Below are 20,716 nucleotides of genomic sequence, written 5' to 3' on the forward strand. Positions count from 1 at the left end.
GGATCCCGCGTCGGGTCCGGTGTCGGATCCCGCCGCCAGGGCGACACCTCCGGCGACCACGTGGTGTTCAGTCGCGAACCACGGCATGACGGACTGGCGGCCGGAGACCGGCACGGGGTTCACACCCCGTTCCGGCGCCGAAGGGGCGACTCACTCCGGGTGTGGTTCCAGGGCTGTGGCCGCTCGGCGCCGGGTCCGGAACGCAGGTGATGATCGAGCAGGCGGGCCTGTGCCTCGCGCCGGTCCGCTTCCGAATCAGCGCACTCCGACAGTTCGCCGGCGTAGGCGCTGACCAAAGGGTGACAGAAGTATCGTCCGGGTCGGTCCTCGGCGAACAGCGAGGTGCCGGTCAGTTCGGCGATCAGTCGGCTCGCCTCCTCCGGCTGGACGTCGAGGAGGCCGGCCGCGGCCGCGGCCGTGACGTCGGGGCCCGGCCGCAGCGACAGCAGCCGGAACATCCGGCGGGCCGGCGGGCTGAGGCGTCGGTACGACCAGGAGAAGACCGACCGGGCGTCGGCGGCCCCGCCCGCGGCGCCGAACACGTCAAGGTGGCCTCGGCGCCCCCTCGTACGCCGCAGGTCGTCGGCGATGGACGCCAGCGGGAAGTCGGGATGGGCGACGGCCCGGGCCGACAGCAGCGCCAAGGCCAGCGGCAGCCGGCCGCTCAGCCGGATTATCTGCTCCACCGCCTCCGGTTCGGCGGCGACGCGGGCGGCGCCCAGCCGGCGCCGAAGGACCTCCTTGGCGGTGGCCGGCGGGAAGAGGTCGAGCGTGAGCAGCTGTGCGCCCTGCGCCACGGCCAGCCCGGTCAGCGGGTTCCGGCTCGTGGCGACGACCAGGGATCCCGGGCTGCCCGGCAGGAGCGGGCGGATCTGCTCGACGTCATGCGCGTTGTCCAGCACGATGAGGACGCGTTTGTCGGCCAGGAGGCTGCGGTGCATGGCGACGAGGGCGTCGAGGCTGTCGGGCAGGAGCTCGGTGGCGATGCCCAGCGAGCACAGCAGGGCACGCAGCGCGTCCGCCGGCGTGGTGGGGGAGGCGCTCGCGTCGAACCCGCGCAGATCCAGGAACATCTGACCGTCCGCGAAGTGTTTCGCGACGAGATGGGCCCAGTGGACGGCGAACGTGGTCTTGCCGATGCCCGGCATGCCGGCGATCGCGCAGACTCCGGCGCCCGGCGGTTCGCCGCCGGGACCGAGCGCTTCCGACAGGAACGAGAGCTCCTCCTCGCGACCGACGAAAACGGGCAGGTCGGCGGGCAACTGCGCGGGAGGCACCAGGGGCGCCAGGGAGCGGGGGGCCGCGATGCTCCAGACAGCACGTTCACTCGGCGTATCCGCGGGTTCGGATTCATCCGGCATCCCGGCCGATTCCGCGGACGCCCCTGGAGACCCGGGCTTGGGCACCGAGCCGGCCCGCCCGTCGTCGGCGAAGGCCGAGAACTCCTGTCGCAGCACCTTGCCGTACGCGGCGCGCATCTCCTCGCCGGGGTCCACGCCGAGTTCGTCACGGAGCCGCTCTCGGACCAGCTGGTAGTACGACAGGGCCTGGGCCTGTCGCCCAGCCGCCCCGAGGACGAGCACCAGCCGGGCCTGCAGCGGTTCGTTCAGCGGTTCGTCGCATGCCAACTGCCTGAGCATCGGGAGGACCCGCGGTGCCTGAGCGCTGACGAGGGCGGCGTCGGCCGCGTCGGCGACGGCGGCGACGTACTCCTGGTCCACCGCGGTGAAGTGGTTCCGGTTCCGCCCGCGCAGGTCGAGACCCTCCCCGCAGGCCCCCCGCGCGAGAGCCAGCGCCTCCATCAGGAGGTCCAAGGAGTCCGCCGGACGGCCGTCGGCCCGGGCCGTCTGCGCGTCCTTCACCGTGCGGCGGAAGGCGATCAGGTCCGACGTGCTCTCGTCGACGGCGAGGCGGTATGTGCCGCCGTGCCTGGTCAGCCAGCGTCCGCTGGTTCTGGCTTCGAGATCCGGCTCGAGCAGGCGCCTGATGCTGCCGACATATTTGTGGATGGCGTTGACGGCGCTGCCCGGCGGGTCCTGTTCCCAGAGGAGTTCGATCATGTCCTCGACGGAAACGAGCCGATTCGACCGGACGAGCAGCAGCGCGAGGATCGCCCGCTGCTGGGGCGGGCCCAGGTCCACCTCGTCCGGGCCACGCCACGCCCGGACCGGGCCGAGCACGCTGAACCGGACGGCCGGGCGCGGGTCGATTCTCAGTGGCGGAAGAACCCCGTCAGCGCAACCCGGATCCTCCCGCTCGGAATCAGGCACCGCCGTTTCAGTGGACATCACGATGGACGGCGCCATGTGGGGGTACCGGAGAACATCCGCCGCTCCTGAATGGCGGTGCCGTGCCGCTCATCGAGCGAGATCAATGTCGGGATCAGCGTCATGAGGAGGCCTTTCGGAGCGTGGCGAACACGTGGTCCTTTCCGGCCAACGTACAGAGCGGGCGTGGTTTCGACATCCGCCACTGGCCAGTGGATCGGCCAGCAGTCGAAGCGTATTAACCGGATCAGTCAGAACTCCCGGGTCTCCCTTGCTTCCGCTCTTGCTAGAGCGCTACTCTAGCAAGTAAACCCCGACTCCGGCGAGCTCGGCGGAGCCGGCCGCGGATCCAGGCGACAGACAGGTTTGCCCGCATGCCAGAGTTCACCGGCCGACAACTGCCGACCCGGCGCGACGAGTACGCAGAGGTGACTCGTCTGGCCGTGATCGACGCCGCCCGCGAGTTGTTCGGCAGAAACGGCCACGCCAATACGAAAGTCGACGAGATAGCGCGCAAGGCACGCGTCTCGCCCTCGACCGTGTACGCCAAGTGCGGCGGCAAGCAGGGCCTGCTTGAGAGCCTGATGGATATCTGGACCACCGGCACCCGTATTCAGCAGATCATCGAATCCTGCCGCGGCGCCAGGACCGGACGCGACATGCTCTCGGTCCTGGCCGAGGGCTACGTCACCATCTACAACGAGTCCGGAGACATTATCCGCATCGTGACCCAGGCGGCGGCCAGCACCGCCGCCGCCGAGGCCTGTCTCCACACCGCCAACACACGCCACTGCGACGCCCTGGCCGAGATCGTCGCGGGCATCCGCACCACCGGCGAACTCGCACGTGATCTGTCGGACGAGGAGGTTGTGAAAGCCATCTACTACCATTTCCGCTACGAGCAGCTCGCGCTCACGATTGAAGAGTTCGGCTGGACCGAAGCCCGCTCGCGCGACACGATCCGCAGATGGGTGGAAATGGCCATCTTCAAGGAGTGAGTCGGACTGGCCCGCCATTCTCCGCCTGGTCGGCACCGCGCAGGATCTCGTCCTTCCAAAGCGTGGCCACCGCGTCCGGCGCGGCCAGGTCGGCCGGGTCCGGCTCGCCGGCGGGCCGGTCCACGCACACGAATCCGTAGATCAGCCGCAGCGGCCGGCCGTGCCGGTCCCGCGGCGCGCGGGCCGACGGCGCTGACCGGTATTGAATCCAGCCGCGGCGCATGGCGGCCACGACGATGGCGATACGGGTGTGGACGGCGAGGCGCTTCTTCAGGTTGGCAAGGCGGCGTTGGACAGTGGGCAGGCTGACCTCCAGCCGGTGCGCTATCGCCTCGGCAGTGGGCCGGCACAGGTCGAACCAGACGCTGACGGTGGGGTCTTCGATGTTGTCCGAGACGTCGGCGATCGGGAACCCTTCGGCTTCCAGCACGCCGTTGCGGTACAGGCGAGTACGAGGCATGAGCGCCAAGACTTAGGACCGGCCCGATGCCGCCCGGCCAGGGAACATGTCGCACGGGCAACCAGCGCCCAGCCGACCGGCTGCCCAGAGCCCAGAACAGCCGGTCGGCTGCGTGACTACAGGAGCGGGGCGGGGGGTGCGGGGGGCGGAGCCCCCTGCCTCGGGGGGTTCCGGGGGGGCGTCCCCCCGGGCGGAATGACGAAGGGCCAGCAGGGAGGAAGCTCCGCTTCCGACCACACTGGCCCCAGGACCGAAGTGTCCGAGGGGGGACTTGAACCCCCATGCCCCGTAAAGGGCACTAGCACCTCAAGCTAGCGCGTCTGCCTATTCCGCCACCCGGACGTGGTGACCTCCGCGGGCTTCCCGCGTCGGCTGCCACAGATTAGCAAATCCCTGGTGATGCTGCGAAGTCGGTTTCGGCGAGGGTGGGGGTCGCCGAGGAGGGAGGGGCCTGCGGGAGGATGGTGCCGCCGGAACAACCTGGGCGAACTGAGCCGGACGCCGGTGATCGGCCGCTCTGCGGCGGATGGGCGTTCCGGTTCGGCGCCGCACTGCGAGGAGGCAATGTGAGCAATCCTTCGGCGGAGGATGAGGTCGTCCAGCTGTGCAGCGACCTGATCCGCATCGACACCTCGAATCCGGGGGACCACAGTGGGCCCGGGGAGCGGGTGGCCGCGGAGTACGTCGCGGAGAAGCTCGCCGAGGTCGGCCTCGACCCGAAGATCTACGAGTCGCACGCGAAGCGGTCGAGTGTGGTCGTACGGATCGAGGGGACCGATCCGCAGCGGGACGCGCTGTTGATCCACGGGCATCTGGACGTCGTTCCGGCGCGTAAGGAGGACTGGACCCGCGATCCCTTCGGCGGGGAGGTCGCTGACGGCTGCGTGTGGGGCCGTGGCGCGGTCGACATGAAGGACATGGACGCGATGGTCCTCGCGGTGATCCGGGATCGACTGCGTCAGGGCCGGCGGCCGGAGCGCGACGTCGTGCTGGCCTTCCTCGCGGACGAGGAGGCGGGCGGTAAGTGGGGTGCGCACTGGCTGGTCGACAACCACCCGGAGCTGTTCGAGGGGTGCACGGAGGCGATCGGGGAGGTCGGCGGGTTCAGCCTGACGCTGCCGAACGACGAGCGCCTGTACCTGATCGAGGCCGCGGAGAAGGGCCTGGCCTGGATGCGGCTGATCGCGGAGGGTACGGCCGGGCACGGGTCGATGGTGCATCCGGACAACGCGGTGACGGCGCTGGCGGCGGCGGTCGCTCGGCTCGGTGCGCATGAGTTCCCCGTACGGCTCACGAAGACGGTGAACGCCTTCCTGGAAGAGGTGTGCGACGCGACGGGGATCGAATTCGATCCGGACGATATCGAGAAGACGGTCCGGGATCTCGGGCCGCTGTCCCGAATGATCGGGGCGACCCTCAGAAATACCCTGAATCCGACGGTTCTGGACGCAGGCTACAAGACCAATGTAATTCCGCAGGGCGCCACCGCCCACGTGGACGGGCGATTCCTGCCGGGTCACGAGGAGGAGTTCTTCGCGACCGTCGACGAACTGCTCGGCGAGCACGTCCGCCGGGAGTTCGTCCACCACGACATCGCGGTGGAGACGGAGTTCGACGGGCCGCTGGTCGCGGCCATGGCGGCGGCGCTGAAGGCGCACGATCCGCAGGCCCGGCCGGTGCCGTACTGCCTGTCGGGTGGGACGGACGCGAAGTCGTTCGCCACGCTCGGCATCCAGTGCTTCGGTTTCGCGCCATTGAAACTGCCGAAGGATATGGATTTTTCCGGAATGTTCCACGGCATCGATGAGCGCGTTCCCGTCGATGGTCTCCGTTTCGGCGTAAGGGTCCTCGACCATTTTCTTGATCACGCCTGAAAATCGACGCTGATTGTCGATTCAATGCTCTCCGTGGTGATAGCGTGACTCACCGTACGGAACGCCTTTGCGTTCCGTACGGTGGGTCGATGCCAAGGAGGGCGCGTGGTGTCCAGGTGGTCGTGGTCGCGGAGGTCTGCCTCCGTCGCGTGCCGCCTGGGTCTCCTCGCGCGGTCGATCACCCGACGCCCGCAGGGCGTCCCCGCACGGGTGGTCGCCCCACGTCTGCTCAGCGTTCCCGCACAGGCGGTCGTCCGACGCCCACGTGGCGTCTCTGTACAGGCGATCGCCGCACGCCTGCTCAGCGTCCTCGCGCGGCCGGCCACCCGACGCCTGCTCGCCATGGCGGGCGTCGCCGTCGCCGGCTGGCTGCTCGGGGCCGCCGGGCAGGCACACGCCGACACCGTTCCGGGAGCACGCCTTCCCCATGCGGCCGCGCCCGCGGGCGGGCATGTCACGACGCGTGACATACCGCCGCTGCGCGCCGCCGCACCGGCCGTGCACCTTCCCCGGACGGCCCTGCGGCATCCACGCCCACCGCTGATTCCCGTTTCGCCGTCGCGGGCGGCGGACGGAGTGGCCGGAGCCCTCCGGCCCGGCACATCGAAGATCACGGCGGATCCTTCTCGGGCACCGCGGCAGTCCGGCCACGGCCAGCGCGCCATGACCGGGCATTCCGGTCATGGCAACCGCGCCATGGCCGGGCGTTCCGGCCATGGCCATCGTGCCGCGGCCGGGGGCGGGCCGGTGACGAGCACCGGCCGGTTCGCCGCAACGGGGGCGTCCGAGAAGGCCTCCGCCGTTCACGCGACCCGTTCCCGGGGTTCCGCGCCGGCCGTGCCACGGATGCCACGACCCCTGCCGCACCGGGCACAGGCGCTTCCGCCGTCCACCGGTGACGGCCTCACCCAGCAGGCGGGGCTCTGGCGCGCCCCCGGGTTCGGGGCGGCCTCGGGCCGCCCACGGTCGTCCGTCCTCCGCGTGGGGCCGGTTCCTCCGGCCGTCCGCACCGCGGCGGACGAGCCTTCCTTTTCGCCTGACTAGTTCCCCCCATCACCGGCCCGGACCCCGCCGGGTCGAGGCGTGCCCGCATTCCCGCGGCGGCGCCGTGAATCCCCCCTGCGAGACGTCCTCCGAACTCCGAGAGACGTTCTCCGATCTCTGTACCGAAGGAGCTTCATCCATGTCCACGTGGGCGAAGAGCACCGCGCGTGCCACCCTGCTCACCGCGAGCTTCGTCGCGCTCGGTGCCGGTCCGGCCCTTGCCGACGTCACCGACGGCACCGGCAGCGTGCTCGGCGGCAACCAGATCAAGGCGCCCGTCTCGGCGCCCGTCGACGTCAGCGGCAACGCCGTCGCGGTCGTCGGCCGCTCGGTCGCCGGCTCGACCGGCGGCGCGTCCGTGCGCCGCGGCGACCCCGGCGGCGGGCAGTCGACCTCCGGACGCCACAGCGTCGGCGGCGGCAACCAGGTCGACGCACCCGTCAGCGCGCCCGTGAACGTCTGCGGCAACGCCGTCGCCGTCTTCGGCCGATCCGCGGCCGGCTGCGAGGGCGGCGCCTCCGTCTCCGGCGGTCACGGCGGACGCACGACCGGCGGGCACACGACCGGAAAGGGCTCCGTGCTCGGCGGAAACCAGGTCAACGTCCCCATCAGCGCGCCGGTGAACCTCTGCGGCAACTCGGCGGCCGTGCTCGGCGCGGCGGTCGCCGGCTGCAAGGGTGGCGCGGCGGTCCGGCCCGGCGGCCACGGTACCGGCGCCGGAGGGTCGACCTCCGGGCGGCACAGCGTCGGCGGCGGCAACCAGGTCAACGTCCCGATCAAGGCTCCCGTCAACGTGTGCGGCAATGCCGTCGGCCACGCGATCGCCGGGTGTGAGGGCGGCGCGGCGGTCACCGGCCCCGGCACCACCGGCGGCGGCCGTACGAGCGGGCGGCACAGCGTCCTCGGCGGCAACCAGGCGAACATCCCGGTGACCGCTCCGATCAACGTCTGCGGCAACGCCGCCGCGATCCTCGGCGACGCGGTCGCCGGCTGCGGAGGCGTCATCCCGCCCGTGCACGGCGGCTCCGGCACTGGCGGCCGTACCAGCGGCCGGCACAGCGTCGGGGGCGGCAACCAGGCCACCGTCCCGGTGACCGCGCCGATCAACGTCTGCGGCAACACCGCCGCCGTCATCGGCCGCGCGGTCGCCGGCTGCGCGGGGGACGACCACTGCGTCTCCGCGCACCACTCCCACACGATGCGGGCGCCGCTGAGCGAGCTCCCACAGCTGCCGGGCACGTCGTCGCGTACGGGAGCGGTGGCGGCGAATCCTGCGGCGATGCCGGTGTTCCCCCGGCTGCAGTTCCAGCCGATCCGGCACCTGAGCGCGCCCGTCGCGCCGGGGATCCCCGACACGCCGAGGCCGCCCGTCGCGGTCCCGGTTCCCCCGACCGGGCGGAACACCTCCGTTCCGTCCCTCCAGGCCACCGGAAACACCCCCGTCCCGTCTCTTCCGGTCCGAGGCAACGCCCCCGTTCCGTCTCTTCCGGTCGGCGGGAACACCTCGGTTCCGTCTCTCCCGGCCAGGGCCAACACGCCTGTCCCGTCTCTTCCGGCCCCAGGCAACGTCCCCGTCCCGTCCCTCCCGGCTACGGGGAACACCTCTGTCCCCGCCTCCCAGACCCGGGAGACCGCCTCCGTCCCGATGGGTCCCCTCGACGACCTCACGGGCGGGATGGCGGGCACCCTGCCGGACCTGCCCAGGCCGGTCCGGGTGGGCGGCCCGGTGGGCGCCGAGCCGACCGCGTCAGGCACCGCCAGGACCGGCTCTCCCATCACCGGATCCGGCGTCGCCGACGCGATCCCGGGTGCCAGGGCGATCCCGGGCTCGGGGACGATCCCGGGTGCCAGGGCGCTGCCCGATCTGCCGAGCGTCCCGGTCACCCGTCCGGTTCCGCAGGCGGGGGCCGCGCTGCCGATTCCGGGCCGGTTCGGTCTGCGCCCGGTGGGCGCACAGCCGGAGCGGATCCTTCCGATGCGGACGGTGGCGGCGCAGGAGCCGGCTCAGGCGGAGAGGGGAGCGCTGGCCGCCCTGGCGCTTGCCGGGCTGCTCGCCGCGTCGTCCGGCGCGATCTCGATGGTCCGTCGCTTCCGGGGCCGCTGAGGCCGGGTACCGACCGCTGAGGTCCGGTCGGCCGTGATCGCGGGTACGGCGCGCCCGCCGAGAAACGGCCGACCGTGATCTCGAACACTGTCCTGCCTGGCCCGGAGCCGACGCTCCGGGCCAGGCAGAACCCTTGACCGGACCGGACTGGCCGGACTGACCGGGACTGGCCGGACCGGCTGGACTGATCGGCTGGGCTGACCGGGACCGGCTGGGCAGGCCCGGACCGGCGGGGCAGGCCTCGTGGTGGGCCGTGGGAAAATCGCATGTCGGACCAGGCAAAGACCTATGAAAGGGAAAGTTCGCGCCAAGCTGTGCCTTGCGCTCACGTGCAGGGCACATTGCTGTAGCGTCGAAGGGGCCGAGAACTGGCGGCTCCTACATGGTGCGCGTCGCGCGGATCACCTTGCGGCGGAGCTGGATTCGCCGGCGTCCGTCGGGGTACACCCGCACCCGGACGAGTTCCCACCCGCCATGTTCGGCGTGCTCGACCATCACTTGCCTGGCGGCATCCCGTGTCGTGCCACGCGGCAGGTGTAGTACTAGGTAGGAGTACTCCAGCATTGGCCTTATTCTGCTCCGTCTAGGGGTCCTCACGGGGAGCGTGTGATCCTCTTCCGCGGAACCGGTCCACCGCACCGCGCGTTGACCGGCTTCGGGGTGGCACTTGATGACTCCCGCCGCAGTCGAGATTTGTGAGGTTCAAGCACCGTGCCCGACAGCAACGGCACAACGAGGTCCAGCCGCAACCGCCTGGTGATCGTCGAGTCGCCTGCCAAGGCCAAGACGATCGCGGGGTATCTCGGCCGTGGCTACGTCGTGGAGTCCAGTATCGGCCACATCCGTGATCTCCCTGAGAAAGCAGCCGATATTCCGGCGAAGTACAAGGGTGAATCATGGGCCCGGCTCGGTGTGAACGTCGATCACGACTTCGAGCCACTGTACGTCGTGAACGCGGACAAGAAACAGCAGGTCGCAAAGCTCAAGAAGCTGTTGCAGGACGCCGATGAGCTGTTTCTCGCGACGGATGAGGACCGCGAGGGCGAGGCGATCGCCTGGCACCTGCGCGAGGTCCTGAAGCCGAAGGTGCCCGTGTACCGCATGGTGTTCAACGAGATCACCCGGGATGCCATCCGCGCCGCCGCCGAGAACCCTCGCGACCTGAATATCAAGCTCGTCGACGCGCAGGAGACCCGGCGCATCCTCGACCGCCTGTACGGCTACGAGGTCAGCCCGGTGCTGTGGAAGAAGGTCATGCCGAAGCTGTCGGCGGGCCGGGTGCAGAGCGTCGCGACCCGCCTCGTCGTCGAGCGGGAGCGCGAGCGCATCGCCTTCGTCCCGGCGCACTACTGGGACCTGTCGGCGACGTTCGACACCGGAAAGCCGGAAGAACCCTCCTCCTTCGCGGCGACTCTCGTCTCACTGGACGGCAAGCGCGTCGCCCAGGGCCGTGACTTCACCGCGCAGGGCAGGCTGAAGACCCAGGACGTCCTGCACCTGGACGAGGCCGCCGCGCGGGGCCTGGCCGAGCGCCTGCGCGACCGGCCGTACGCCGTCTCGTCGGTGGAGCGCAAGCCGTACCGCCGCAGCCCGTACGCCCCGTTCCGTACGACGACGCTGCAGCAGGAGGCCAGCCGCAAGCTGGGCTTCTCGGCGAAGTACACGATGCAGATCGCGCAGCGGCTGTACGAGAACGGCTTCATCACCTATATGCGAACCGACAGCATCACGCTGTCGGAGACCGCGATCAAGGCCGCGCGCAGCCAGGCCAAGGCGCTGTACGGCGCCGACTACATCCCGGACAAGCCGCGCGTCTACCAGAGCAAGGTGAAGAACGCCCAGGAGGCGCACGAGGCGATCCGCCCGGCCGGCGACAGCTTCCGCACCCCGGGCGAGACCGGTCTGTCCGGCGACCAGTTCAGGCTGTACGAGCTGATCTGGAAGCGCACCGTGGCCAGCCAGATGAAGGACGCCACCGGGCAGTCGGTGTCCGTACGGGTCGGCGGCGAGTCGACCACGGGCGAGCGGGCCGAGTTCGGCGCGTCCGGAAAGATCATCACGTTCTACGGCTTCCTCAAGGCGTACGTCGAGGGCGCGGACGACCCGTCGTCGGACCGTGACGACCAGGAGCGGCGTCTGCCGCAGCTGACGGAGGACGACCCGCTCACCGCGACCGAGCTCGGCGCGGAGGGGCACTCGACGCGGCCGCCGGCCCGCTACACCGAGGCCAGCCTGGTCAAGGAGCTGGAGGACCGGGAGATCGGCCGGCCGTCCACGTACGCCAGCATCATCGGGACGATCCTCGACCGTGGCTACGTGTTCAAGAAGGGCACGGCGCTGGTGCCGTCGTTCCTGGCGTTCGCCGTGGTCAACCTCCTGGAGAAGCACTTCGGCCACCTCGTCGACTACGACTTCACCGCGCACATGGAGGACGGCCTCGACGACATCGCGCGCGGCGAGGCCGGGCGCGTGCGCTGGCTGCAGCGCTTCTACTTCGGCGAGGACGGCGAGGGGCTGAAGGAACTGGTCAGCGACCTCGGCGAGATCGACGCCAAAGAGATCAGCTCGTTCCCGATCCTGGACAGCGACATCATGATCCGGGTCGGGCGCTACGGACCGTACCTCGACCGTGACGGCGAGCGGGTCAACATCCCCGAGGACATCGCGCCGGACGAGCTGACCAAGGACAAGGCCGAGGAGCTGTTCGCGCAGCCGAGCGGCGACCGCGACCTGGGCATCGACCCGGCGACCAAGCACCCGATCGTGGCCAAGAAGGGCCGGTTCGGCCCGTACGTCACCGAGATCCTGCCCGACGACGCTCCGAAGTCGGCGAAGCCGCGTACGGCCTCGCTGTTCAAGTCGATGTCGCTGGACACCGTGACGCTGGACGACGCGCTGAAGCTCCTGTCGCTGCCCCGCACCCTGGGGGAGATCGACGGCGAGCCGGTCACCGCGCAGAACGGACGCTTCGGCCCGTACCTGAAGAAGGGCACGGACAGCCGGTCGCTGCAGAGCGAGGACCAGCTGTTCACGGCCACCATCGAGGAGGCCAAGGAGATCTTCGCCCAGCCGAAGCAGCGCGGGCGCGGCCGGGCGGCCGCGGCGCCGCCGCTGCGTGAGCTGGGGGAGGACCCGGCCAGCAAGACCAACATCGTCATCAAGGAGGGGCGTTTCGGCCCGTACGTCACCGACGGCGAGACGAACGCGAGCCTGCGGAAGGGCGACGAGGTCGAGTCGATCACCATGCAGCGGGCGCTCGAGCTCCTCGCCGAGCGCCGTGAGAAGGTGGCCGCGGGCGGCGGGAAGAAGCCGGCGAAGCGGCGTACGGCGAAGTCTCGATCCTGACGCTCTGAGGTGGATACGCTGACACAATGACCAGAACGGGCAGCTCTCCCGGCGTGCTGTCGATCAAGCCGTTTCGTCGGCTCTGGATCGCGCTTTCGTTGTCCAGCTTCGGCGATTGGCTGAGCATCCTCGCGTTGACCGCGCTGGCCGGCTCGCTCACGAAGGGCTCCGCCGAGAACTACGCCATCGGCGGCGTCCTCGTCGTCAAACTGCTTCCGGCGCTGGTCTTCGGACCACTCGCCGGGGCGGTGGCCGACCGCTTCGACCGCCGCACCACGATGGTGATCGCGGACATCCTGCGATTCAGCCTGTTCCTGTCGATCCCGCTCGTGGGTCGCCTCGACTGGCTGTACATCGCGACCTTCCTGATCGAGGTCGTCACGCTGTTCTGGATCCCGGCCAAGGAGGCCACGGTCCCGAACCTCGTGCCGAAGGACCAGCTCGAGAAGGCCAACCAGATCAGCCTGATCTCGACGTACGGCTCCGCGCCGGTCGCGGCGGCGACGTTCTCGGTGCTGGCGCTGATCTCCGGCGTGGTGTTCGCGAACCAGCGCCAGCAGGCCAACCTCGCGCTGTACATCAACGCGGTGACCTTCCTGGTCTCCGCGGCCACGATCTTCTCCCTGCGCGAGATCCCCAGGCAGCGTGGGAAGGTCTCGGTCCCGTCGATCCTCAAGCAGATCGTCGCCGGCTGGCGGTTCGTCGGCTCGACGCCGCTGGTGCGTGGCCTGACCGTCGGGATCGTCGGCGCGTTCGCGGCGGGCGGCGCGGTGATCGGCATCGCCAAGGTCTACGTCAAGGCCCTCGGCGGCGGCGACGCCGCGTACGGTGTCGTCTTCGGCATGGTGTTCGTCGGCATGGCGATCGGGATGTTCCTGGCGCCCCGCATCCTGAAGGACTTCAGCCGCCGCCGCCTGTTCGGCCTGGCGATCATCGGGGCGGGCCTCGCCCTCGTGCTGATCGCGATCATCCAGAACCTCGTCATCGTCGCCCTGCTGACGGCCCTCCTGGGGGCCGGCGCGGGCATCGCCTGGGTGATCGGCTACACGCTGATCGGCCTGGAGGTCGAGGACAGCCTGCGCGGCCGCACCTGGGCGTTCCTGCAGTCGCTCGTCCGGGTCGCGCTGCTGCTCACGGTCGCCGCCGTGCCGTTCATCGCGGGCGCCGTCGGCCAGCACCGCCTGAAGTACGGCAAGAACGGCGTCTACCACTTCGACGGCCCCAACGCCGTCCTGCTCCTCGGCGCGGTCGTCGCCGTCATCGTCGGCCTGCTCGCCTACAAGCAGATGGACGACCGCAAGGGCATCCCGCTGTCCCGCGACCTGATGGCGGCGCTGCGCGGCGAGGAGTACACCCCCGAGCAGCCGGGCAGCGGCGAGCGCGGGGTGTTCCTCGCGTTCGAGGGCGGCGAGGGCGCCGGGAAGACCACCCAGGCGCGTCTGCTCGCGATCTGGCTCCGCGACCAGGGCTTCGACGTCGTCACGACCCGCGAGCCCGGCTCGTCGAAGATGGGCATGCGGCTGCGCGCGATCCTGCTCGACAAGGAGACCACCGGCCTGTCCTCCCGCGCCGAGACCCTGCTGTACGCCGCCGACCGGGCGCAGCACGTCGCCGAGGTCATCCGGCCCGCGCTGCAGCGCGGCGCGATCGTCGTCACCGACCGGTACGTCGACTCGTCCCTGGCCTACCAGGGCGGCGGCCGCGAGCTGAAGGTCAAGGAGATCGCGGAGGTGAACCGCTGGGCCACCGGCGGCCTCACCCCCGACCTGACGATCATCCTGGACGTGCCGTCCGAGGTAGGGCTGGGCCGGTTCGCCTCCCCGGCCGACCGGATCGAGTCCGAGCCGCGGGAGTTCCACGAGCGCGTACGCCGCGGGTTCCGCGCCCTCGCCGAGGCCGAGCCGCACCGCTACCTCGTGATCGACGGCACCCAGCCGCAGCAGGAGATCAGCCGGCAGATCCACGACCGGGTCCGCGCCATCCTGCCCGACCCCGTCCCCGCCACCGCCGAGGCCGTCACGAGCACGATGCCGGTCATCTCCGACTGACCGGCCGCCGTACGGGCGAGCCGCCGCGCCGGCGTCATGGGCGCGGCGAGAGGAACGGCCCCTGGATGGTCCAGGGGCCGCTCCGGCCGGGCCTCACACGTTGTAGACCCACTTCGACGTCCACACCCGGATCCACGTGCCGGGCGGGTAGGGCCGCCCGTTCGTGAAGATCCAGTGGTTCTTGGAGCGGAAGCAGTCGACGTCGGGCCAGCGCGGGGATCCGTAGGAGTTGGAGTTGCGCCCCGGCGGGAGGTTGCGGCGCAGCGAGCCCGGCGACGCGCGCTCCAGCGGCCGGTGCCAGCCGTTAGCATCAAGTGCGCCCGCGGGTCGGCAGGTAAGGGGCTACTCCAAGAACGGCGGGTTTATGAAACAGCCTGTAGGGCTGGAGGAGATCGACGCGTGACGGTGTACGACGATCTGGTCGGGCAGGGGCCCGTCATCGAGCAACTGCAGTCCGCCGCTGCCGCCGGGGCGCAGGCCCTGACCGGTGAGGGCGGCGGCGGGATGACGCACGCCTGGCTGTTCACCGGGCCGCCCGGGTCGGGCCGCTCGACCGCCGCTCGCGCCTTCGCCGCCGCGCTGCTGTGTCCCGACCAGGGCTGCGGGCACTGCGCGTCCTGTCACCAGGTGCTGTCCGGCACCCACGCCGACGTGGAGGTCGTCCGCCCGGCCGGCCTGTCGTACGGCGTGCGGGAGACGCGTGAGCTGGTGCTGCGGGCCGCCTCGTCGCCGACCGGCGGGCGGTGGCGGATCGTGCTGTTCGAGGACGCCGACCGGTCCACCGAGCAGGCGGCGAACGCGCTCCTCAAGGCCATCGAGGAGCCCCCGGCCCGTACGGTCTGGCTGCTGTGCGCGCCGTCGCCGGACGACCTTGTCGTCACGATCCGGTCCCGCTGCCGCCTCGTGACGCTGCGGACGCCGCCCGCGCACGCGGTCGCCGACGTGCTCATTCGCCGGGACGGGATCGAGCCGGACGTCGCGGCCGCCGCGGCGCGGGCCGCGCAGGGGCACGTGGGGCGGGCGAAGCGCCTGGCCACCGACGAGCAGGCGCGCCGGCGCCGCGCCGAGGTGCTGGCCGTCCCGGGCCGGCTGACCGGCGTCGGTCCCGCCGTCGGGGCCGCCGAGGCCCTCGTGAAGGCCGCGGAGGCCGAGGCCAAGGAGCTGGGCGCGGAGAAGGACGCGGAGGAGACCGCCGCGCTGCGTCAGGCGCTCGGCGAGAGCGCCAAGGGCCGGATGCCGCGCGGCACCGCCGGCGCCCTCAAGGAGCTGGAGGACCGTCAGAAGTCCCGGACGACCCGCATGAAGCGCGACGCCCTCGACCGCGCCCTCCTCGACCTGGCCTCCTACTACCGGGACCTGCTGGTCATGCAGCTCGGCGCCGGCGTCGAGCTGGTCAACGCCGAGCGTGCTCGGGAGTTGCGCTCGGCCGGGGGAACTCCGGAGGCCACGCTCCGCCGCCTGGAGGCGATCATGGAGTGCCGGGAGCGCCTGGAGGCCAACGTCAACCCGCTGCTCGCGGTCGAGGCCATGGCGATGGCCCTGCGTACGGGCTGATTTCTGTTGGCGTCGCACGCCGGCTGATCGCCCTCTGGCCATTACCGGCCACAGATCTCATACGGCGCAACACTGGACGAACCACGCACTCAACCGCTCTGATTCCTCCATTGCCGGTTCTTTACCGGCACTCGGTTGACATACCTGGAGGTGTGCAGTGCGGCGCGCCATCATTCTCGTCGCCTGTGCCGCCGTAACGGCGGCGCTCGCAGCACCCGCGCAGGCGGGGCCCACGGCGACGACCTCGGCCGACGGAACGGCCGCGGAGTACGTCGTGCTCTACAAGGACGGCGTCTCCCTCGAGAAGGCGCACGCGGCGATCCGAGCCGCGGGCGGCACCATCGTCCGGGAGAACACGGACGTGGGCCTGGCCACCGTCCGCTCGACGCGCACCGCGTTCGGCGCCGACGCCCGGCGGCAGTCCGCCGTCGAGGGGGTCGCGCGCGACCGGGCGGTCGGCGAGGCGCCCAAGGTGACGCACCAAGCGGCCGACAAGAACATCGCGGTCGAGAAGGAAGGCCGCGACGGCGGGCGCCGCGCCACCACCGCGAAGGTGAAGGGCGATCCGCTGGCCGGCAGCCAGTGGGACATGCAGAAGATCCACGCGACCGCCGACGGGTCGTACCGGGTCGAGCCCGGCGACCGCGGGGTGCGGGTCGGGATCATCGACACCGGCATCGACGGCAACCACCCCGACATCCGGGCGAACTTCGACCGCGGGCTCAGCCGCAACTTCACCAAGGACATCCCGGTCGACGCCAACGGCACCGAGGTCGACGGCCCCTGCGAGCACCCCTCCTGCGTCGACCCGGTCGACGAGGACGACAACGAGCACGGCACGCACGTCGCCTCGACGATCGCCTCCCCGCTCAACGGGCTCGGCATGGCGGGCGTGGCGCCGAACGTCACCCTCGTCAACATCCGGGCCGGGCAGGACTCGGGGTACTTCTTCCTCCAGCCGGTCGTGGACGCGCTCACGTACGCGGCGGACGCCGGGATCGACGTCGTCAACATGAGCTTCTACACCGACCCGTGGCTGTTCAACTGCCCGGACAACCCGGCCGACTCGGCGGAGTACCAGGCCGAGCAGCGCACGGTGATCGCGGCGCACGAGCGGGCGCTCGCCTACGCCCACCGGCATGGCGTCACGCTGGTGTCGGCGGCGGGCAACGGTGCCACCGACTACACCAAGACGATCGTCGATGCCTCCAGCCCGGACTACGCGGCCACGCCCGGCGAGGCGCCGTACAGCCGTACGATCCCGCCGAGCTGCGTCTCCGAGCCCAGCGAGGGCCGAAACGTCATCTCGGTCTCCTCGGTCGGCATCAGCGGCCGGAAGGCCTACTACTCCGACTACGGCAACGGCTACGTGGACGTCGCCGCGCCCGGCGGTGACGTGTACGACACGGCCGATGGCAAGCGCGACGTGACCAAGGGCATCCTCGCGGCCTACCCGGAGTCGCTGGCCCGGGCGCGCGGGGAGCTGAACGCCGACGGCACGCCGAACGTCCCGTACGTCGTCCGCGACTGCAAGGGCACGACCTGCGGCTACTACCAGTACCTGCAGGGCACCTCGATGGCCTCCCCGCACGCCGCCGGCGTCGCGGCGCTCATCGTCAGCCGGTACGGGCACCGCGACCCGAGGCACGGCGGCCTGACCCTGTCCCCGGACGTGGTCCAGCGGATCATGCAGGGAACGGCCACCGACCAGGCCTGCCCGTCGCCGCGCGACTTCACCTACACCCGGTACGTCCTGCAGTCGGACGGCACGTACCAGAAGGTGACCGCCACTCACACCTGTGAGGGGCCGGCCCGCCACAACGGCTTCTTCGGCAGCGGCGTCGTCGACGCCCTGCACGCCGTCGGTCGCTGACGCGCTTTATCCGAAGCCACGGCCCACCCGCGAGCCGCGGGTGGGCCGTGGCTTTGTCGCGGGGCGGGTCAGAGGTCGGAGCCGCCGGTGACGTCGATCCAGTCCGCGGTGATCCAGCGCGCGTCGTCGGAGGCGATGAACGCGACGACGTCGGCCACGTCCTCCGGCCGGCCGACCCGTCCGAGCGCGGCGCGGGCGGCGGCGGCCGCCTCGGCCTCGGGGTTTCCGCGCAGCCAGGAGGCGTTGACGTCGGTGTCGATGATCCCGGGCGCCACCGTGTTGACGGTGATGCCGCGCGGGCCGAGTTGCTGCGCCAGAGTGCGGGAGAAGGTGTCGAGCGCGCCCTTGGTCATCGAGTAGGTGATGATCTCCGGCATCGCGATCCGGGTGACGCCGGAGGAGATGTTGACGATCCGGCCCCCGTCGCGCAGTCGGGACAAGGCCCGCTGGGTGATGAAGAACGGCGCCTGGACGTTGACCGTGAAGATCCGCTCGAACTCCTCCGACGTGGTGTTCTCGAAGTCGCTGGACGTCGCGATGGCCGCGTTGTTCACCAGGATGTCGAGCCCGTCGAACTCCTCGTCCAGCCGGGCGAACAGCGTGTCCACCGCGTCCGGCGTGCTCAGATCGGCGCGGACCGCGAACGCCCGCTCTTCTCCGATCGCCGCCACCGTCTCCTTGGCCGCCGCCTCGTTGCCGCCGTAATGGACCGCGACGCGCGCTCCGTCGGCGGCCAGGCGTTCGGCGATCGCCCTGCCGATGCCCCGGCTCGCCCCGGTCACCAGGGCCGTACGGCCGCTCAGGTCGCCCATCACTCACTCCCTTTATGTAGCGATCGATACAGAGAGGAACTGTAGCCCGATTTTTTAGCGATCGCTACACTTTGGTCATGGGCAAGGGACGACCGCGGACGTTCGACCGCGACGAGGCGCTGGACCGGGCGACCATGGAGTTCTGGCGGCACGGCTACGAGGCCACCTCGATCGCCGGGCTCACCGGGGCGATGGGCATCAACCCGCCCAGCCTGTACGCCGCGTTCGGCGACAAGCGCCGGCTGTTCGCCGAGGTGGTCGAGCGCTACCAGCGGTCGTACGGGGAGTTCGCGGCGCGGGCCCTCGCCGAGGAGCCGACCGCCCGCGCGGCGATCGAGCGCGTCCTGCGCGAGGCCGCGGTCGAGTACACCGATCCGGCCCACCCGTGGGGCTGCCTGATCATCACGGCGGCCGTCAACTGCGGGTCCCCGGACGTCGAGGCGGAGATGCGCGCACAGCGGGAGGCCTCCAAGGCGGTGATCCGCGACCGGATCGCCGCCGACCTCGACGCCGGCCACCTCCCCACCGGCACGGACCCCGACGCGCTGGCCACCTTCTACGCGGCCACGATCCAGGGCATCTCCACCCAGGCCCGCGACGGCGTGCCCAGGGAGCGGCTGGAGACCGTCGCCGACCTGGCAATGCGCGCCTGGCCTGCCACCGGTCAGCCCAGGGGCGTCCGTTAGCCGGGAGGTGCCCGGAAGGCCGAGATGGGAGAGCTGCCGGGCGTCACCGCCCGCTCGGCGACCACGATGTACCGGCCTCCGGCGGAGTACAGCGCCGCGCCGTTGAAGCTCCTCCGCGTGCGGAGGGCAGCGACAAAGGTGAGCCGGCCGTCGCGCAGGGACACGGTCCACAATCCCGGAGCCCAAAAGGAGTTGTTCAGAATGTGCACGCGTCCCGGCTCCGCCTGTATCGCCGCGACGTAGCCCGTCTTGGCGGACCAGCGCAGCCGGCCGTCGGCCAGCCCATAGGCGACCAGGCGGTACGGGCCACCGGGCACGTAGGCCGCGGTCACCAGGAGCCCGTCCTGCACGACGAGGCCTCGCGCCGGCGCCGCCCGGAATGCGCGGTCGCTGACGTCCAGCAGCTCTCCATCCTCGACCGGGATCGTCGCCTGCGGTCGGCCCGACTCGTCGAACGACGCCACGAAGCCGAAACCCCACTTACCGCTATTCCGGATCAGGACGACGGCGGGATCCGCCGAGAGCGGACGGACGTCAGCCAGGACGTCCTGGATCGGGGCCTCGGTGTGCCACCGGGTCCGCCCGGTACCGGCGTCCACGGCGCGGATCTCGGGAAGCGCCCCCGGGCACGACACCGTGGTCAGGACCTGGTCACCGCTGGCGGCGACCGTGGCGAACCGGCACGAATCGGCCGCCCTGTCCTGCCAGATGAGGGCGCCGTCACGCAGGCGCAGGCCCAGGAGCAGCCCGGAGGTCCGCACGGCCGCCGTGCCGTCCGTGGCCGCGAGGACGTCCGCGTTGATCGCCGATGAGCTGCTGTCGGCGGGCACGCGGCGTTCCCACAACGCACGGCCGGTGTCCAGGTCGATGGCCGTGACCCGGCTGCACGGCTGCGCTCCGGCGCCATGTCCGATCAGCCCGACGTCGCCGGCGGCCGCCCGGCTCATCGCGCACAGCAGGTCGCCTCCCGGCACCGGGTATGTCCAGCGGTGGACACCCGTGGCGACGTCATAGCCGACCAGGCGGTCGAATCGGGCGCGGACCACCGTCGTGCCGGAGACCCAACCGCCCAGCCCCTCCGCCGTGATCGGCCGGTCGGGCGGCGCATGCCACAACGGCGTGAGCGTCCTGCCATGGGACCGATGGAAGACGGCCAGCCCTGGCAGGATTCCGACCGGGATGAGGAGGACGGTACCGAGGCAGCCGAGCCGGAGGGATCCCACCCTGAAGACGCCGAACACCACGGCCACGAAGGAAACGAACACCGCGATGGCCGAGACCGGGCGCATCCACGCCGTGCCCCGAGGACACGGGCCGTGCCATTCTCGACGACTCATTCCGCAGGGGCCGCCGGCTTCGACGTTCAGCGCCCGGAAGCTCTCCACCAGCACCGTGAGCGCCGTCCCTAACAAGATCGCGCCGATCACTCCGGCGACGATCAGGGCGATCCGGCGCGCGGAGCGCCGGGCCGACTCCGGCGGCAGGGCCTGAGGTTTCCTGTCCGTGGACATTCCAACGTTCCCCTTCGCGCTTACGGTCTGCGGTCGGTCGGTCCGCAGACAGCCGAAGCGTCGAACAATGGGACTCTTCGGACGCGCAACCGGTTGCCGTGATCCGGCAGGTCGTCCACAACCTGTGGACACCGGAGCGT

At 70.9% G+C, this 20,716-nt stretch carries 14 protein-coding genes and 1 tRNA gene; 9 read left to right on the plus strand and 6 right to left on the minus strand.

Annotation, left to right across the window (positions count from 1 at the left end; genetic code table 11):
• Nucleotides 1-119 precede the first annotated feature (119 nt).
• The gene (locus ABEA24_RS02045; RefSeq protein ID WP_345428730.1) at nucleotides 120-2,270 is read right to left on the minus strand and encodes an AfsR/SARP family transcriptional regulator; all 2,151 of its coding nucleotides are present in this window, start codon (nucleotides 2,268-2,270) and stop codon (nucleotides 120-122) included.
• Between the two features lie 371 nt (nucleotides 2,271-2,641).
• On the opposite strand from ABEA24_RS02045, the gene ABEA24_RS02050 reads away from it, so the two are divergent.
• Complete coding sequence (locus ABEA24_RS02050) at nucleotides 2,642-3,265, plus strand: TetR/AcrR family transcriptional regulator (RefSeq protein ID WP_345428732.1); 624 nt, start codon at nucleotides 2,642-2,644, stop codon at nucleotides 3,263-3,265.
• On the opposite strand, the gene ABEA24_RS02055 is transcribed toward ABEA24_RS02050, so the two are convergent.
• Nucleotides 3,255-3,695 (minus strand): helix-turn-helix domain-containing protein, encoded by a 441-nt coding sequence (locus ABEA24_RS02055; protein ID WP_345428734.1) that lies wholly within the window; start codon nucleotides 3,693-3,695, stop codon nucleotides 3,255-3,257. The two genes, ABEA24_RS02050 and ABEA24_RS02055, sit on opposite strands and share 11 nt — an antisense overlap.
• Nucleotides 3,696-3,981: 286 nt before the next feature.
• Nucleotides 3,982-4,067, minus strand: a tRNA-Leu gene (locus tag ABEA24_RS02060).
• Nucleotides 4,068-4,291: 224 nt separating this feature from the next.
• On the opposite strand from ABEA24_RS02060, the gene ABEA24_RS02065 reads away from it, so the two are divergent.
• The 3 genes from ABEA24_RS02065 to ABEA24_RS02075 all read left to right on the plus strand — a co-directional run bounded on the left by ABEA24_RS02065 (nucleotide 4,292) and on the right by ABEA24_RS02075 (nucleotide 8,747).
• Entirely contained in the window at nucleotides 4,292-5,599 is a 1,308-nt protein-coding gene (locus tag ABEA24_RS02065) for a M20/M25/M40 family metallo-hydrolase (protein WP_345428736.1), read from the plus strand.
• Between the two features lie 108 nt (nucleotides 5,600-5,707).
• A complete protein-coding gene (locus tag ABEA24_RS02070; protein WP_345428738.1) occupies nucleotides 5,708-6,643 on the plus strand; it encodes a hypothetical protein in 936 nt (311 codons plus the stop codon).
• 139 nt (nucleotides 6,644-6,782) lie between these two features.
• On the plus strand, nucleotides 6,783-8,747 hold the full coding sequence (locus ABEA24_RS02075) for a chaplin family protein (protein ID WP_345428740.1): 1,965 nt from the start codon (nucleotides 6,783-6,785) through the stop codon (nucleotides 8,745-8,747).
• Between the two features lie 378 nt (nucleotides 8,748-9,125).
• On the opposite strand, the gene ABEA24_RS02080 is transcribed toward ABEA24_RS02075, so the two are convergent.
• Complete coding sequence (locus ABEA24_RS02080) at nucleotides 9,126-9,311, minus strand: DUF5703 family protein (RefSeq protein WP_345428742.1); 186 nt, start codon at nucleotides 9,309-9,311, stop codon at nucleotides 9,126-9,128.
• Between the two features lie 147 nt (nucleotides 9,312-9,458).
• On the opposite strand from ABEA24_RS02080, the gene topA reads away from it, so the two are divergent.
• The 4 genes from topA to ABEA24_RS02100 all read left to right on the plus strand — a co-directional run bounded on the left by topA (nucleotide 9,459) and on the right by ABEA24_RS02100 (nucleotide 17,567).
• Nucleotides 9,459-12,092, plus strand: a complete 2,634-nt coding sequence (gene topA / locus ABEA24_RS02085; RefSeq protein ID WP_345428744.1) for a type I DNA topoisomerase — start codon at nucleotides 9,459-9,461, stop codon at nucleotides 12,090-12,092.
• A 26-nt stretch (nucleotides 12,093-12,118) separates the two neighbouring features.
• On the plus strand, nucleotides 12,119-14,140 hold the full coding sequence (tmk, locus tag ABEA24_RS02090; RefSeq protein WP_345428746.1) for a dTMP kinase: 2,022 nt from the start codon (nucleotides 12,119-12,121) through the stop codon (nucleotides 14,138-14,140).
• 399 nt (nucleotides 14,141-14,539) lie between these two features.
• Nucleotides 14,540-15,694 (plus strand): DNA polymerase III subunit delta', encoded by a 1,155-nt coding sequence (locus ABEA24_RS02095; RefSeq protein WP_345428748.1) that lies wholly within the window; start codon nucleotides 14,540-14,542, stop codon nucleotides 15,692-15,694.
• Between the two features lie 157 nt (nucleotides 15,695-15,851).
• Nucleotides 15,852-17,567 (plus strand): S8 family peptidase, encoded by a 1,716-nt coding sequence (locus ABEA24_RS02100; protein ID WP_345428750.1) that lies wholly within the window; start codon nucleotides 15,852-15,854, stop codon nucleotides 17,565-17,567.
• Between the two features lie 68 nt (nucleotides 17,568-17,635).
• On the opposite strand, the gene ABEA24_RS02105 is transcribed toward ABEA24_RS02100, so the two are convergent.
• Entirely contained in the window at nucleotides 17,636-18,379 is a 744-nt protein-coding gene (locus ABEA24_RS02105) for a glucose 1-dehydrogenase (RefSeq protein ID WP_345428752.1), read from the minus strand.
• 77 nt (nucleotides 18,380-18,456) lie between these two features.
• On the opposite strand from ABEA24_RS02105, the gene ABEA24_RS02110 reads away from it, so the two are divergent.
• On the plus strand, nucleotides 18,457-19,065 hold the full coding sequence (locus ABEA24_RS02110) for a TetR/AcrR family transcriptional regulator (protein ID WP_345428754.1): 609 nt from the start codon (nucleotides 18,457-18,459) through the stop codon (nucleotides 19,063-19,065).
• Here the strand turns inward: ABEA24_RS02110 and ABEA24_RS02115 are convergent.
• Nucleotides 19,062-20,576 (minus strand): outer membrane protein assembly factor BamB family protein, encoded by a 1,515-nt coding sequence (locus ABEA24_RS02115; RefSeq protein WP_345428756.1) that lies wholly within the window; start codon nucleotides 20,574-20,576, stop codon nucleotides 19,062-19,064. The genes ABEA24_RS02110 and ABEA24_RS02115 overlap by 4 nt on opposite strands.
• Nucleotides 20,577-20,716: the final 140 nt, after the last annotated feature.

The sequence above is a fragment of the Actinoallomurus vinaceus genome, assembly GCF_039542055.1.
GTDB classification, from domain to species: domain Bacteria; phylum Actinomycetota; class Actinomycetes; order Streptosporangiales; family Streptosporangiaceae; genus Actinoallomurus; species Actinoallomurus vinaceus.

Bases quoted from the DNA above. Each gene is read 5' to 3' on its own strand.
- ABEA24_RS02050 (WP_345428732.1), top strand. From the start codon at position 2,642: ATGCCAGAGTTCACCGGCCGACAACTGCCGACCCGGCGCGACGAGTAC.
- ABEA24_RS02075 (WP_345428740.1), top strand. From the start codon at position 6,783: ATGTCCACGTGGGCGAAGAGCACCGCGCGTGCCACCCTGCTCACCGCG.
- ABEA24_RS02080 (WP_345428742.1), bottom strand. From the start codon at position 9,311: ATGCTGGAGTACTCCTACCTAGTACTACACCTGCCGCGTGGCACGACA.
- tmk (WP_345428746.1), top strand. From the start codon at position 12,119: ATGACCAGAACGGGCAGCTCTCCCGGCGTGCTGTCGATCAAGCCGTTT.
- ABEA24_RS02105 (WP_345428752.1), bottom strand. From the start codon at position 18,379: ATGGGCGACCTGAGCGGCCGTACGGCCCTGGTGACCGGGGCGAGCCGG.
- ABEA24_RS02110 (WP_345428754.1), top strand. From the start codon at position 18,457: ATGGGCAAGGGACGACCGCGGACGTTCGACCGCGACGAGGCGCTGGAC.
- ABEA24_RS02115 (WP_345428756.1), bottom strand. From the start codon at position 20,576: ATGTCCACGGACAGGAAACCTCAGGCCCTGCCGCCGGAGTCGGCCCGG.